The sequence below is a fragment of the Arthrobacter agilis genome, assembly GCF_002953615.1.
In the GTDB taxonomy this organism is placed as follows: domain Bacteria; phylum Actinomycetota; class Actinomycetes; order Actinomycetales; family Micrococcaceae; genus Arthrobacter_D; species Arthrobacter_D agilis_B.
In genome coordinates this window covers 336,561-351,458 of the sequence record NZ_CP024915.1, presented here as the reverse complement: position 1 = coordinate 351,458, position 14,898 = coordinate 336,561, and the positions used below count along the sequence as shown (strand labels likewise).

10 protein-coding genes and 1 pseudogene are annotated in these 14,898 nt (G+C 69.6%); 4 read left to right on the top strand and 7 right to left on the bottom strand.

Translation table 11 applies throughout. The features are described 5' to 3' along the window. Nucleotides 1-329: pseudogene (locus CVO76_RS01695) on the top strand (DUF1992 domain-containing protein); the annotation flags it as partial. A 344-nt stretch (nt 330-673) separates the two neighbouring features. Here CVO76_RS01695 and CVO76_RS01690 read toward each other — a convergent pair. The 7 genes from CVO76_RS01690 to CVO76_RS01660 all read right to left on the bottom strand — a co-directional run bounded on the left by CVO76_RS01690 (nt 674) and on the right by CVO76_RS01660 (nt 12,264). Further along, nucleotides 674-3,154, bottom strand: a complete 2,481-nt coding sequence (locus CVO76_RS01690; protein ID WP_208740463.1) for a glycoside hydrolase family 65 protein — start codon at nt 3,152-3,154, stop codon at nt 674-676. A gap of 14 nt (nt 3,155-3,168) precedes the next feature. Further along, complete coding sequence (locus CVO76_RS01685; protein WP_133082660.1) at nt 3,169-3,948, bottom strand: HAD family hydrolase; 780 nt, start codon at nt 3,946-3,948, stop codon at nt 3,169-3,171. Between the two features lie 327 nt (nt 3,949-4,275). Next, the gene (opgC, locus tag CVO76_RS01680; RefSeq protein ID WP_208740462.1) at nt 4,276-6,858 is read right to left on the bottom strand and encodes an OpgC domain-containing protein; all 2,583 of its coding nucleotides are present in this window, start codon (nt 6,856-6,858) and stop codon (nt 4,276-4,278) included. Further along, nucleotides 6,855-8,915, bottom strand: coding sequence for a glycosyltransferase (locus CVO76_RS01675; protein ID WP_208740461.1), 2,061 nt, complete (start codon nt 8,913-8,915; stop codon nt 6,855-6,857). Before CVO76_RS01675 ends, opgC begins: the two co-directional genes overlap by 4 nt. Nucleotides 8,916-9,165: 250 nt before the next feature. Continuing rightward, a complete protein-coding gene (locus tag CVO76_RS01670) occupies nt 9,166-9,852 on the bottom strand; it encodes an NADPH-dependent F420 reductase (protein WP_208740460.1) in 687 nt (228 codons plus the stop codon). A gap of 34 nt (nt 9,853-9,886) precedes the next feature. Continuing rightward, nucleotides 9,887-10,663 (bottom strand): response regulator, encoded by a 777-nt coding sequence (locus CVO76_RS01665; protein WP_208740459.1) that lies wholly within the window; start codon nt 10,661-10,663, stop codon nt 9,887-9,889. Beyond that, entirely contained in the window at nt 10,660-12,264 is a 1,605-nt protein-coding gene (locus CVO76_RS01660; RefSeq protein ID WP_208740458.1) for an ATP-binding protein, read from the bottom strand. Before CVO76_RS01660 ends, CVO76_RS01665 begins: the two co-directional genes overlap by 4 nt. A 193-nt stretch (nt 12,265-12,457) precedes the next feature. On the opposite strand from CVO76_RS01660, the gene CVO76_RS01655 reads away from it, so the two are divergent. The 3 genes from CVO76_RS01655 to CVO76_RS01645 form a co-directional block, all read left to right on the top strand. After that, a complete protein-coding gene (locus tag CVO76_RS01655; protein WP_208740457.1) occupies nt 12,458-13,465 on the top strand; it encodes a Bug family tripartite tricarboxylate transporter substrate binding protein in 1,008 nt (335 codons plus the stop codon). A 3-nt stretch (nt 13,466-13,468) separates the two neighbouring features. Then, nucleotides 13,469-14,011, top strand: coding sequence for a tripartite tricarboxylate transporter TctB family protein (locus CVO76_RS01650; RefSeq protein WP_208740456.1), 543 nt, complete (start codon nt 13,469-13,471; stop codon nt 14,009-14,011). Continuing rightward, the coding region (locus tag CVO76_RS01645) for a tripartite tricarboxylate transporter permease (RefSeq protein WP_208740455.1) at nt 14,004-14,898 on the top strand (895 nt) is incomplete at its 3' end. The genes CVO76_RS01650 and CVO76_RS01645, both read left to right, overlap by 8 nt.

Sequence of the window (14,898 nt, the reverse complement as noted above, 5' to 3'; positions counted from 1 at the left end):
TGACCACCCCGCGCATTCCCGACCCCGGGCTCGGACCGCGGGCCATCCTGCTCCGCACGGAGGACGCTGAGCTCGACGACCGCCTCGACCGCCAGTACACCGAGCGGCAGGTGCGCGAGGTCCTCGAGGACTTCAACTACCGCGTCATCGACGCGAGGCGCCAGCTCCTCGGCGGGCCGCCCGTCATCACGAAACTGCGCGACGTCGACGCCGAGGTGGAGCGGTGGCGCGAACGCCGGGCCGCAGCGCGCCTCGCGGCGGAGGCGGCCGCGCCGCCGGAACCGCAGAGGGTGTCCTTCTGGCGGCGCATCTGGCGCGGCTCCAGCTGAGCCGCGCCGGGGACGGTCACCACGGGACGACGCCGATCGCGACCAGATCCGCTGTCGACGCGCACGCCTGACGGTCGCCGGCTCCGGCCCGACGGTCGCCGGCTTCGACCTGGCAATCGGTGGCTCCCACCTGAGGGGCACCGATCAGACATGACGGTCGCCGGCTTCGACCTGACGGGCACCGATCAGACGTGACTGGCGCCGGCCTGAGCCGGACGACGGCGTGGACGCATCCCCAGCCGTGCGTGGCCCGCGTCCCTGCCCGACGGCGTGGCAGCAACCCCCGCCGTGCGTGGCCGCAGCCCCGGCCGGGGCTCACGCCACCGCGTGCCGCAGGAGTGCTGTCAGGGCCTGACGGTGACAGTGGGCATCGACGCGGTCACCAGCGTGCCGTCCGCCCGCCGGGTCCCCTCGATGTCACTCGTGGTCGGAGCGCCGGTCAGGCGCGGACCCTGGTGGCTGAGGTGGACGGTGACGGGACTGCCGGCCTCGACGTGCACGACCTGGCTCCGGACGGAGACCGTCGCGCTTCCACCGGATTCGACCGTCAGCGTCATGGCATGCTGGGTGACCTCCGCGCGCAGGCGTGTCCCGTGCAGGGTCACACGGAAACTCATGCGGGTCCAGCCCTCGGGGAGGCGCGGGTCGAAGGTGATGCGGCCGCCGTGGTCGCGCATGCCACCGAACCCGTAGGTGAGGGCACTCCACACGCCTCCGGTCGATGCGACGTGGATGCCGTCCGAGGTGTTGCGGTGCAGATCGGCGAGGTCCACGAACAGGGCCGACTGGAAGTACCTCATCGCCAGGTCCTGGTACCCGACCTCGGCGGCGATGATCGACTGGACCACCGCGGAGAGGGTCGAGTCGCCGGTCGTGAGGGCCTCGTAGTACTCGAAGTCGGCGCGCTTCTGCTCCGCGGTGAACTCGTGGCCCTGCAGGAGGAGCGCGAGGACGACGTCGGCCTGCTTGAGGACCTGGAAGCGGTAGATCACCAGCGGGTGGTAGTGCAGCAGCAGGGGCCGCTTGCTCGCGGGCGTGTTCTCGAGGTCCCACAGTTCCTTCTCGAGGAACGCGGCGTCCTGCGGATGGATGCCCGCGCGCTCGTCGAAGGGGATGTGCATCTTCTCGGCGGCGAGCGACCACTCGAAGATCTCGTCCTCGGACAGGTTCAGGCGTGCGACCATCCGTTCGTAGGCGACGGGATCGTCGGCCCGCAGCGATTCGACGGAACGCGTCGCCGCCTTGAGGTTGGCGCGCGCCATGACGTTCGTATAGAGGTTGTCGTTGACGACGGTCGTGTACTCGTCGGGTCCCGTGACGCCGTGGATGTGGAAGTTGTCGTCGCCGTTGCTGCGCCAGAAGCCCAGGTCCGCCCACATCCGCGCGGTCTCCACGAGGATGTCGATCGCCCCGCGGACCAGGAAGTCCTCGTCGCCCGTCGCGGCGACGTACTGCATGAGCGCGTGGGAGATGTCGGCGTCGATGTGGTACTGGGCGGTGCTTGCGGCGTAGTAGGCCGAGGATTCCTGACCGTTGATGGTGCGCCACGGGAACAGCGCCCCACGCTGATTGAGTTCGGCCGCCCGCGAGCGTGCCGGCTCGAGCATGGCCTGGCGGAAGCGGAGTGCGTTCCGTGCGACGAGGGGAGCGGTGTAGCTGAGGAAGGGGAGGACGTAGACCTCGGTGTCCCAGAAGTAGTGGCCGCCGTACCCGGAGCCGGACACGCCCTTGGCTGCGATGCCGCCGCCGTCGGTGCGGGCCGTGGCCTGGGCGAGCTGGAAGATGTTCCAGCGTACGGCCTGCTGGATGGCCGGCTGGCCCTCCACCTCGACGTCGGAGCGCGACCAGAAGTCGGCCAGCCACTCCCGCTGCTTCCGGTACTGCTGCTCGAGGGGGACCTCGCGGGCGCGGTCGAGCGTGCGCTCGCAGCGGTCGGCGAGTTCGCGGACGGGCACGCCGCGGGAGGTGTGGTAGGTGATGGTCTTGACGAGCCGGATGGGCCGGCCGGGCATCGCCTTCACGCGGTAGACGTGCTTGGCGAGGTCGTCCTCGATGTGCGACCGCTCGTCCCACTCGTTGTCCGTGACGAGCTCGTGTTCCACACCGCAGGCCAGGGTCATCGAGGAGTTGGTGGTGCGGTAGCCGAGCAGGTAGCGGGAACCGTCGACGCGCTTGAGCCGTGGCTGGAGCACCCGGTCCTTGAACGCATCCGCCTTGCGGGGGTCGAAGGACGTGTTCTCCGCGACGGGGTTCACCTGGTCCTTGTCGATGCCGTCCTGGCGGTTGAGGATCTGGCTCGAGATGAGGATGGACGCCTCGGCGTCCAGCATCTCCACCTCGTAGTCGACGACGGCCAGGTGGCGGTCCGTGAAGGAGACGAGGCGGCGCGTCCGGACGAGGACGCGCTTGCCGGAGGGCGTGCGCCATTCGAGCTCGCGCACCAGGAGCCCGTCGGAGAAACCGAGACGCCGCGAGTAGCGCAGGATGTCGGCCTCCGTCAGGACGAACGGCTCGTCGTCGACGTACAGCCGGATGATCCTCGCGTCGGGGACGTTGACGATCGTCTGTCCGACGCGGGCGAAACCGAAGGCCTCCTCCGCGTGCTGGATGGGCCAGGTCTCGTGGAAGCCGTTGATGAACGTGCCGTAGTGGTGCCCGTCCCTGCCCTCGTCCACGTTGCCGCGGAGGCCGAGATAGCCGTTGCCGACGGAAAAGAGTGTCTCGGTACGGCCCTGGAGGGCGACGTCGAACTCCGTCTCGACGAGCGCCCACTCGTCCACGGGGAAGTGGTTGCGGTCCAGTGGATCGGAGGTGATGAGATTCATAAGGGATGTCCTGGTCAGGAGGTACGCGCGCCCGGGGCGGCGGTGGCCGGCCGGGTCGGGAGGAAGGGGAGGAGTTCGGCGAGGTCGTCGACGACGGTGTCGGCGCCATGGGCGAGGAGGGTGTCGGCGCCGACGCCCCGGTCGACGCCGATGACGAGACCGAAGGCACCCGCCCGACCGGCGGCGACGCCGGAGTGTGCGTCCTCGACCACTGCGCACGCCGAGGCGGGGAGGCCCAGCAGGTCTGCGGCGTAGAGGTAGGTGTCGGGAGCGGGCTTGCCGGCGATCTCCCGGTCGGCCGCGAGGACGCCGTCGACCACGACGTCGAAGCGGTCGCGGAGACCGGCGGCCTCGAGGACGGGGACACCGTTGCGGGAGCTCGTGACGACCGCGACGGCGACGCCGGCGGCGATGGCTGCGTCGAGGAATGCGAGGGACCCCGGATAGGGTGCGACGCCGTCCTCCTCGAGGGTCTCGTTGAAGGCCCGGTTCTTGCGGTTGCCGAGCCCGCAGACGGTCTCCAGCTCGGGCGCGTCCCCGGGGAGGCCCTCGGGCAGTGTGATGCCGCGGGAGGCCAGGAGTGCCCGGACGCCGTCGTAGCGGGGGCGGCCGTCGATGGAGGCGAAGTAGTCCGCGTCGGTGTAGCCCTCCACCTGCTTCCCCTCCAGATAGGGAGTGAACAGCCGCGACCACGCCTGCATGTGGACCTCGGCGGTCGGGGTGAGCACGCCGTCGAGGTCGAACAGCAGCGCTCCGAGGGACGACAGGCGTGCCGGGGTGGGGAAGGAGGTCATGGAGCCTTCACTGGTGGGGCGGGGGCCGTGAATGGACATCACGGTGCGGATCGACATCGGTGGCGCTGGTGCGACGACGTCCTGGAGCCGGTGAAGATGTCCGAGCAAACGGGCCGGCCGGACGGGGTCGTCGACGGCGAGACCAGAACTGGGACGAGCGGCCCCGGGGGGCTCATGATCCTGCAGCGGTGCTGCGGAGCCCCTCCAGTCTACCGGTACGGACGGTCCCCCGGGAGCCACGAGGGACCGGACCGGCGCACTTCCCGCGGTCAGCGCCACGGTCCTCCGTCCGGCCGGAGAGTCGCCGGGCGGCCGGGCGGGGGCGGGTCAGTTCGGGATGATCCCGAAGAGGACCCTCCGCTTCACCAGAACCCAGATGACGAGGGTCACGACGGCGTGGATCAGGAGTCCCTGCCAGGCGTCCGTGCGGTCGAGGCCCGGGATGTTCGCCACCGCGAGCACGAAGAACACGTGGAGGATGAAGACGTACAGGCTCGCACGCCCCAGCGGGACGTACAGCCAGCCCGTCAGCGTGTTGATGGGGCGCCAGAACGCGGTCAGGATCACGTGGGCGGCAAGGATGAAGAAGGCCAGGTTCAGGAGCCTGCCGGGCTGCAGGAACACCCGCACGTACGCGGACTCGTACAGGGTCTCGTAGAAGCCGGCCGGGATGAACGGCAGACCGAGTTCCAGCGTGGAATTCAGCCAGAGGGTACCGAGCACGAGGGCGTAGGCGCCGGTGGCGGCGCCCACCAGGATCTTCCCGCGACGTGTGCTGAGGGCGTCGATGATCGAGCGGCGGTGGTAGCCGAGGACGACGCCGTGGACGAAGATGACCTGCCAGGTCAGCAGGGGGAAGACGTCCTGGAACTGCGAGTCCAGGACCCGCAGCGAGAACACGGCGTCGACCGCGTAGAGTGCCCAGCTGATGGCCAGCACCAGCCACCACAGCTTCTTCCGCAGCAGCAGGACCAGCAGTGGAACCGTCAGGGTCAGCACGACGTAGAGGCCCATGATGTTGAAGGCCCACGGCCCCATGTTCAGGAGCAGCAGGTCCCGTACCGCGTAGGCGGGCGGCGGGTAGTCCACCAGGCGTGCGACGTTCGGGTACAGGTCGTACACGCGCCCCGCGGCTCCCGTTCCGGCCTGGCCTGTTCCGCGGTCCGTGAAGGTGGTCAGCACCGACGCGTCGATGAACGGCACCAGGGAGAGCAGGTAGACGGTGATGACCACGGCCAGGGCCGTGACGTAGAGCTTCACCGCCCGTCGGGTGGTGCTCCTGGCGGCGGCGCCGGCCCCGCGTCGCCGGACGGCGATGGGGTGCACCATCCCGAGGACGACGCCGGAGAGCAGGACGAAGAGTTCCGCTCCGGTGATGGTCCCGATCAGGGTGCGCGAGATGAAGGACCAGGGCCCGGCGACCTCGATGTGGGTGACGACCACCGAGGTGATGATCCAGCCACGCAGCAGGTCGATGCGGGCGTCCCGGGAAGCGTGCTCGTCGGGATACCGCCAGTGCGGAACGAAGCGCCCGGCTGCTCCGGCGAGGAGGACCAGGGCGAAGAGCCCGACGACGCAGGCGACGAGCCAGCCCATCACGGCACTGACCGGGGCGCCTGCCTGCCACACCTGCCGGGTCGATTCGTTCGCATCCGCCTGGTCGACCACCTGGGTGATCGGCCCGAGCCGCACACCCGGTGCCGCATCGAGGGTGTCGCGCAGCGCCGCCACCGTCGCCTCGTCCGCACCGAGCCGCCAGTCCACGGTGTGGCCCTGCGCCTCCGGCTCCTCCCGCTCGGCCTCGAGCCAGGACACCATGCCGATCTCCGGATATCGCGCAGCGATCACCGGGTCGAACAGCTGGTCGAGCCACGCGCGCTTGATGTCCGCTTCAGGGGCGCTGTCGGAATCCTCGGGATCGTGGAGTGCGGCGGTCTGGACGAGGAACCGCTTGCCCTTCGCTGCGGCGTAGTCCTTCACGAAATCGATACGGGGAGCGCCCGGGGCCGCGCCGTAAATGCCGGCGAGCTGGTCTGCGAACTTGTCCGGTTCCGGGAGCACGGAGGTGGTGATCGCGCCGGAGTACTCGCGCGTCCCGTCCGCGTTCGTGGTGGCGCCCTGCTCGTAGCTGCCGAAGTGGTACATGGACAGGCCCACCCAGTCGACGGCGTCGTCCCCCGGGTAGTAGGGCGCGTACGGGTCGTCGCCGCCGTCGATCAGGCCGTTGCCGTTCGTGTCGAGGGCGGTGACGGAGCCGGACGCGAGACCCTCCACGGCGCCGTACGCCTCGGTGAACGGGTAGCCGGCCGCGTACGACGGCGCCCAGACCATGGCGGCGGTCGGGACCTCGGAGTGGATGACACCGGCGAGGGACCGGAAGGCGTCGACGTACCCGGCGGGCTGCTGGCCCCAGCCGTGCCAGGTGCCGTTCATCTCGGGTGCGAAGCGGAGGAAGAAGGCGGTGCGGAACTCGTCGCCGATGCGGCCGAGCGTGTCGGCGAGACGCGCGGCGTCGTCGCCGGTCAGCTCGTCGAGCGGTTTCGTCGGCTCGAGGGTGACGACGGCGACGGCACCCAGGGGTGTTTCCTGCCGTGCGAGGTCGAAGAGGTCGCGCTCGGCCGCTGCGTCGAGCGGGTAGGGGATCGGACGGCTGAAGAACGACGGCGTCGTCCCGGTGCGGTCGGCGTAGGCGCGGGCGTTGTCCTCGGACCAGTCGAGCTCCGGGCCGAAGTAGCGACCCTCGGTGAGGGCTGTCGGGTCCTCGACCGGCGCCTGGCCGCTGCCGTGCGTGGTGGCGGGCAGGCCCGCGGCATCGGCCTGCACGGGCAGGCTTCCGGCCAGGAACCCCAGCACCAGTGCCACCGGCAGGACCAGGCGGATCAGCGCCCGGCTCCCGGCGGCGGCCGTCATCCCTTCGCTTCCTGGCGGGCCTTGGCGGTCGCGATGTCCGACTGGTAGTGCTCGTATCCCCGGTAGCGGACGGCTTCGATGATGACACTGAAGATGACGAGGTCGAAGAGGACCCAGACGATGTTGACGGAGGTCCCCAGGATGTCCGCCTGTCCCACGGCCATCCGGATGATGCCGATGACCACCGCCGCCACGAGCAGCCCCATGGCCCACAGCTGCGGCTTCACGAGGTCCCACCGCAGCTGGTTGTCCTGCTGCAGGGTCTTCGGCGTCACGGCGAAGTCGAGGCTCTTGCCCAGGTAGACGTTGCCGAACGCCGAGGTGATCGAACGGATCCAGACGGGGAACAGCGCCAGCGAGTACTGCTGCCCGCGCCAGGTCTTCACGCCCTTGCCGACGACGGCGAACAGCAGCTGATTGACCAGGAGGAAGGGGATGAGCCGCAGAAAGAACTCGGTGCTGATGGAGCTGACGGGCAGGATGCCGAAGATCAGGTAGATGATGGGCGCGGCGATGTAGACGACCGCGGCGAAGCCGGAGAGGTAGCTCCACATGGTCGCCGCGTACATGAGCCGCTGGGCGATCGAGAGGCCCTTCTGGGCGAACGGGTTCTCGCGGAACATCACCTGGATGGTCCCCTGGGCCCAGCGGAGCCGCTGGGTCAGCATGGAGTTGAGGTCCTCGGGAGCGAGTCCGTCGGCGAGCTTCTCGTGGTGGTAGGCCGTCTCCCAGCCGAGGCCGTGGAGGCGCATGCACGTCGCCATGTCCTCGGTGACGGAGATGGTCGCCATCGGCATGACGGCCTGCGCCTCACCGCCGCGGTCGGCGTTGACCGACTCGATGAGGAGCCGGACGGCGTCGATCGCGGCCAGCGGCGACCAGGACCGCTGGGCGAGCTGGTCGAGCGCGCCCGCGTCCACGACGGCGAGGTCGGGAGTGCCCGGCGCCCCTCCCTCGAGGCCCTCGATGCCGAGTTCCTCGAGGGAGGCGAGATCCTCGTGGAGCGCAGCCATGTCCGCGGAGACGAGGTCGCGGCTGACCTGCTCCACGCGCTGCTGGAACTCGTAGGTGACCTCGGAGATGCCGTCCCCCTTCTGGAGCCTGCGGCGTACCCGGCGCAGGTCCTTCGCCACCAGGTCCAGGGCATCCGACATCCTCGGGTTGTCGGCGTCGAGGCCCTTCTTGGCCTTCGCGATCACCCGGTCGGCGGTCTTGAGCGCGCGGTTCAGGGAGAGTTCGATCTCCGTGACGTAGCGCGTGACGCCGAGCTGCATGAGCGCCTCACGCCGGATGATGGCGTTCGAGCCGCAGAAGAACGCTGCGTTCCACCCGTCCTTGCCCTGCTGGATGGGGCCGTAGAAGAGCGGTGCCTGGCTGCCCAGGGGATCGGACTCCGGCACGTTGATGAAGACCTGCGGGGTCTGGACCAGTGCCATCCTGTCGTTGGTGAAGTACCCGAGGGTCCTGTCGAGGATGAGCGGGTCGGGAATCTGGTCGGCGTCGAGGATCAGGAGGAACTCGCCGTCCGTGGAGGCCAGCGCGTTGTTGAGGTTGCCTGCCTTCGCGTGCCGCGGCATGTCCTTCCAGTCCGCGGACCGGGTGATCCAGCCGATCCCCTCGGCCTCGGCCGCTGCCCGCACCTCGGCCCGGTTGCCGTCGTCGAGGATCCATGTCCGGTGCGGATAGCGGATGTCCTTGGCGGCTCGGGCGGTGGTGAGGACGAGGTCCAGCGGCTCGTTGTAGGTGGTGATGAAGACGTCCACGGTGAGGCCGGCGGGAGGCTCGGGGGCACTGCGCTTCTTGAGCTTCCACACCGTGAAGCCGAACAGGAGGGAGTCCACGAGGGAATAGGTCTCCGCCAGCACCAGGGGGATGGCGATCCACCATGCGTCCCAGTTGATGGAGTACAGCCACCGCCACACCACGTAGTTGAGGCCGAGGACGGCCGTCACGAGCACGATGGCCCGGATCAGCAGCGTCCGGCCACCGGACGAGGCTTCCCGCTGAGGGGCCCCACCACTGTCTGCGGACGGATCGTTCGGTGACAGTGTCGTCATCGGCCCAGTACGCTCCACTTCTGTTCTCGGTCTACCTGATCAGGGCTTCGGTGGTGCACCTACGCCGGATCGGTATGAGCGCAGGAGATCACCGGACCCTGAGGGACCATGAAGCCAGCATCCAACGTACCCGAGAGCGCACGTCGGACGGCGCCCACGGGCAGGCTGCGGCAATACTGAGCAATACCTGCGCGCGCGGGCCGGTTCCGGCACGAATCCTTGCAGGAGCGGGGCAGCAGGGGAGCGGGCGTCAGCCCATCTCGGCGTAGCGCCGCGCCTGGCCGAGGGCCCCGCGCATGCCGTCGGCGTCGTGCACCGTGCCGTACCCCGGGGTGTCGCGCTGGAAGCGCCAGCCCTCCGCGAGGGATCCAGCGTCCACGGCGTCGAAGCCGAACTCGTCGAGGAGCTCCACCACGGCCTGCTTCGCGTCGGAGTCGTCGCCGGCGATCGGCAGTGCACGGCGGTCCGGGGTGCCGGCGGGAGTGCCGTCCGTGGTCAGCTGGGCGGCGGCGATGTTGTTGAAGACCTTCACCACCGAGGAACCCGGGAGATGGCGCTGCACGAGCTCGCTCGTGGTCGTGGTCTCGTCGTCCAGCTCGGCGATCTGGCCGTCCCGGTACGGGTAGTAGTTGCAGGTGTCGATGACCAGCTTCCCGGCGAGCGGCTCCACCGGGACCGAGCCGATGTCCTTGAGCGGGATGGTGACGACGACGACGTCGCCCTCCCGCGCGGCGTCGTCGACGGTCCCGGCACGCGCCGCGTCGCCGAGTTCGCGAACGAGGTCCTGCAGCGTCTCCGGGCCCCGTGAGTTGCTCATCACCACGCGGTAGCCACGGGCGACGGCCAGGCGTGCGAGCTGCGAGCCGATGTGGCCGCTGCCGATGAAGCCGATGCTGCTGCGCGGGGCGCCGGTCCGGGGTGTCGTGTTCTCACTCATGCCCAGCACAACCTCCCCGACCCGGGGTTATTCCTCAACCGCGCGGCGCCCCGTCCGTCCAGACGTAGAACTTCTCCGGTCGCCCGGCCGAGCCGTACTGCGGAACGATCCTCGCCTGGCCCCGGGACACCAGGAACTCGAGGTACCGCCGCGCGCTGACGCGGGCCATGCCGAGCCTGTCCGCGACGTCGGAGGCCGACGTACCGCGGCCCTGGCTGCGCAGGTCCCGCATCACGGCGTCGAGTGTCGGCGCCGAGAGGCCCTTCGGGGTCGTGACTGTTGCGGTGGCCGCACTGCCGACGGCGGCGCCGCCCGGGGCGGTCGTCCGGAGGAGCTGATCGATCCTGCCCTGGTCCAGCGATGCCGACCCGTCCGCCGCGTGGTCCTCGAGGTCGGCGCGGTACGCGACGTACGAATCTAGGCGCTCGTTGAGCACGGCCGCGTTGAAGGGCTTCACGAGGTAGTGCAGCACGCCGCCGGCCACCGCGGCGCGCACGGTCTCGAGTTCGCGGGCGGCCGTGATCGCGATGACGTCGACGGGTTCGCCCGGCCGGTTGCGCAGCGCACGGAGCACCTCGATGCCCGTCATGTCCGGGAGGTGGATGTCGAGCAGGACGAGCCGCGGCCTCAGCTCGTCGGCGAGTTCGAGTGCACGGGCGCCGGTGTGCGCGGCCCCGACGACCTCGAACGCGCCGTGGGCGAGGAGGAACCCGGTGTGGATCCCGGCGACCTGGTGGTCGTCGTCCACGACCAGGGTGGGGATCGGGGGCTGCTTCCTGCGCGGTGCCGCGGGGGGAGTCGCGCCGGTCATGGCACCTGCAGCGTGGTGCGGGGGGTGCCGGCGAGCGACGGCGCGAGCCAGACGGTGAACTCCGCGCCGCCGAGGTCGGAGTCGTCGACGACGACGTGCCCGGAGCGGCGGCGCGCGATGCGGTCCACGAGCGCGAGGCCGAAGCCGCGCGTCCCGGTGGAGCCCCCGTCCTTTGTGGAGTAGCCGGAGGAGAAGATGCCGTCGATGTGCGCTGGCGCCACGCCGGGGCCGTTGTCGGAGACCGTGATGCGCACGGCGTCGTCGTCCGTGTCCACCTGGACGACCACCCGGCCGTCGGGGCGCCCGCTGCCTGCGACGGCTTCCATGGCGTTGTCGATCAGGATGCCGAGCACGGTCACGACGTCCGTGGTGCCGTCCGGCTGGAGCGTCGAGGTGTCGTCGATCGAGAGCGTGATGCCCTTCTCCGCGGCGATGGTGCTCTTCGTCATGAGCAGGCTCGCAGCGTCGGGGTCCTGGATGCCCGGGGCGATCGATCCCGACACGAGCGAACCGCCGTGGCCGGAGCGCGAGATGAAGTCCACGGCCTGTTCGGTGCGGCCCAGTTCGAGCAGGCCCGAGATGGTGTGCATGCGGTTGGCGAACTCGTGCGCCTGCGCCCGGAGCGCCTGCGTGACGTCGCGCTCGCCGTCGAGGTCGGTGAGCAGCTGGTACAGCTCGGTGCGGTCACGGAGGATCATGACGCGGCCCACGCGCGTGCCGTCCACCAGGGCGTCGGACGTGCGGGCGAGGAGGACGCGCTCGCCGGACAGCACGGTCTCGTCGGTGTCGGCGGGATCGACGAGGAGCCGCGCGAGGGCGGGTTCCATGACGTCGTCGGCCAACTGGCCCGTGGCGGCGTCGTCGAGGTTCAGGAGCCTCTTGGCCTCGTCGTTGAGGAGCGCGATCCGGTGGTGCTCGTCGACGGCGACCATGCCCTCGCTGATGCCGTGGATCATGGCGTCGCGGGTCTCGAGGAGGGAGGCGATCTGCTCGGGTTCCAGGCGGTAGATGCGACGCCATACGAGGCGGGAGATCCAGATCGCGCCGGCGGACCCCACGAGTGCGGCCACGATCAGCCAGGCCAGGAGACGCGGGAGGTCCTCGTAGAGGTCGGCGTCGAGTTCCGACTCCAGTGTGCCGACGGACGCCGTGCCGATGATGCTGCCGGCGCCGTCGTAGATGGGTACCTTCACACGCCAGGACTTGCCGAGCGTCCCGGTCTGGGTACCCACGAAGATGTCCCCGGAGAGGGGGATGGACGGATCGGTGGAGACGGGCTCCCCGATGAGGTCAGGGTTCGGGTGCGAGTAGCGGATGCCCTCCTCGTCCGTGACGACGACGTAGGTCACGCCCGTGGACTGCCGGATGAGGTCGGCGATGGGCTGGATCGTGGCGCTGGGATCCGGCTGGTCGAAGGCCTCGACCACCGAGGGCAGCTGGGCGACCGACTGGGCGACGCCGACCATCCGGCCCTGGTACTGCTCCCGGATCTGCAGGCGCTGCATGGCGACGGCGGTGGAACCCGCCACGGCGACGATGACGAGCACGATGGCCAACTGCAGGAGGAACAGCTGCGATCGGAGCGACATCGTTCGGATCATCCTCATAGTGTGACACGCCGTGTCGCGTCACATCATGGCGCCCCCGGCCGCCGGAGGAGCCGCCGTGACCACAAAGACCAATACGAGCACTACGACCGCATTCTTTACCGCCGATCGGCCGCCTTCCTACCCTGAGGACAGCAGTGGTGACCCGCATCACATCTCGCACTCGAATCTCAAGGAAGAGAAGATCATGACGATCGATCGCACAACGGCGCGCCGTTCGACCCTCACAACCCTCGCCCTCGTCTCCGCCCTGGCCCTCTCGGCCTGCAGCTCGATGACGCAGAGCACCACCTCCAACGAGGCGGACGGTGCCATCGAGAAGCTCCAGATAGTGGTTCCCGCCGATCCCGGTGGAGGCTGGGACCAGACCGGCCGGGCCATGGAGACCGACCTCAAGGAGAACGAACTCGTGGGCAATGCGTCCGTGGTCAACGTGGGCGGCGCCGGCGGTACCAACGGCCTCGCGCAGCTCGCCACCGAGACGGACCCCAACACCCTCATGGTCATGGGATACGTGATGGTGGGTGCCGTGGAGACCAACAATGCGGCCAACCGCATCGAGGACACCACGCCGATCGCCCGCCTGACCGAGGAACCCCTCGTGATCGTGGTCCCCGCGGATTCCCCGTACCAGACCATCCAGGACCTGCTCGACGACATCGAGGCCAAGGGCCAGGGCGTCTCCATCACGGGCGGCTCCGCCGGCGGTGCTGACCACATCCTCGCCGGCTCCGTCCTCAAGGAAGCGGGCATCACGCCCGACAACCTGAACTACATCCCGTACTCCGGCGGCGGCGAGTCCCTCGCGGCGCTGCTCGGCAACAAGGTCAACGCCGGTATCTCGGGCGTCGGCGAGTACGCGGAGCAGGTCAACTCCGGCAAGCTCCGCGCCCTCGCCGTCTCCGGTGAGGAGGCCGCGCCGCAGCTGCCCGACACCCCGACCCTCACCGAGGAGGGCGTGGACCTCGTGCTCACCAACTGGCGCGGCGTCGTCGCCCCCGGGAACATCGACGACGCCCAGGCGGACAAGCTGACGCAGCTGGTCACCGACCTGCACGAGACCGACACCTGGAAGGCCACCCTCGAGGAGAACAACTGGTCGGACGCCTTCCTGTCCGGCGACGAGTTCCAGTCCTTCCTCGACGAGGACATCGCCAGCGTCAAGACGACCCTCACCGACATCGGACTGCTGTAGCCCATGAGTACCTCCGTGGAGAACGCCCCCGGGAGCGGCACGGCCGCCGCTCCCGGCAGGCCGATCGGTGAGCTGATCTTCGCGCTCATCATCGTCAGCATCGGTGTGGTCGGCTTCGTGGCCGGCGCCGGCATCCAGACCCCGCCGTCGGCCAGCGACATCGGGCCGCGCGCCTTCCCGTTCGCCGTATCGGCACTGCTCGTCGCCGTCGGCGTCGGCCTGGTGATCCAGATCCTCCGCGGCCATCGTGGAGCAGCCGACGAGGGCGAGGACGTGGACCTCGAGGCGAAGACCGACTGGCTGACCGTCGGCAAGCTCGCAGCGTTCGTGCTGGTCCACGCCTTCCTCATCGTTCCGCTCGGCTGGCCCGTCGCCGCCGCCTTCCTGTTCTTCGGAGCAGCCTGGTCCCTCGGGGCCCGCCCCTGGTGGCGCAACCTCGTCACCGCCATCGTCCTGGCACTGGTGCTGCAGTTCGTCTTCGGCGGACTGCTCGGCGTCTCGCTGCCCCCCGGCTTCCTCGAAGGGTTCGGTGTCTTCGGTGGATAACTTCTTCATGCTGATGGAGGGCTTCGCCACGGCGATGCAACCCATCTACCTGCTCTTCGCGCTCGGCGGCGTGCTCGTCGGCACCGCCGTCGGCGTCCTCCCGGGCATCGGCCCGGCGATGACCGTCGCGCTGCTCATGCCCATCACGTACAGCCTGGAACCGACGGCGGCGATCATCGTCTTCGCCGGCATCTACTACGGCGGCATGTACGGCGGGTCGACCACGTCCATCCTGCTCAACACGCCCGGCGAGTCGTCCTCGATCGTCACGGCGCTCGAGGGCAACAAGATGGCCAAGGCCGGCAGGGGAGCGGCAGCGCTGGCGACGGCGGCGGTCGGCTCGTTCGTCGCCGGCACCATCGCCACCGTCCTGCTCAGCTTCGTCGCTCCGTACGTGGCGGCCTTCGCGGTGCAGATCGGCCCCGTGGAGTACGTGGCCCTGATGGTCGTGGCGTTCCTGACGGTCGGCGCACTCCTCGGTTCGTCCGTGCTGCGCGGCCTCGCGTCCCTCGGCCTCGGCCTCTTCATCGCGCTCGTGGGCTTCGACTCGCTCACCGCCCAGCAGCGCTACACCTTCGGCAGCCCCTTCCTGGCGGACGGGATCGACGTCGTCCTCGTGGCGGTGGCGCTCTTCGCCGTCGGCGAGGCGCTGTACGTGGCCTCCCGCCTCCGGCACGGCCCCATCAAGGTCATCCCGGTGACCGGCGGCTGGACGAGCTGGCTCCGCAAGGACGATCTTCGCCGCTCCTGGAAGCCATGGCTGCGGGGAACCCTGATCGGCTTCCCCGTCGGCACCATCCCCGCCGGTGGCGCAGACGTCGCGACCTTCCTGTCCTACGCCTCGGAGCGCAAGCTCGCCAAGGGCGAGAACAAGAAGCAGTTCGGCA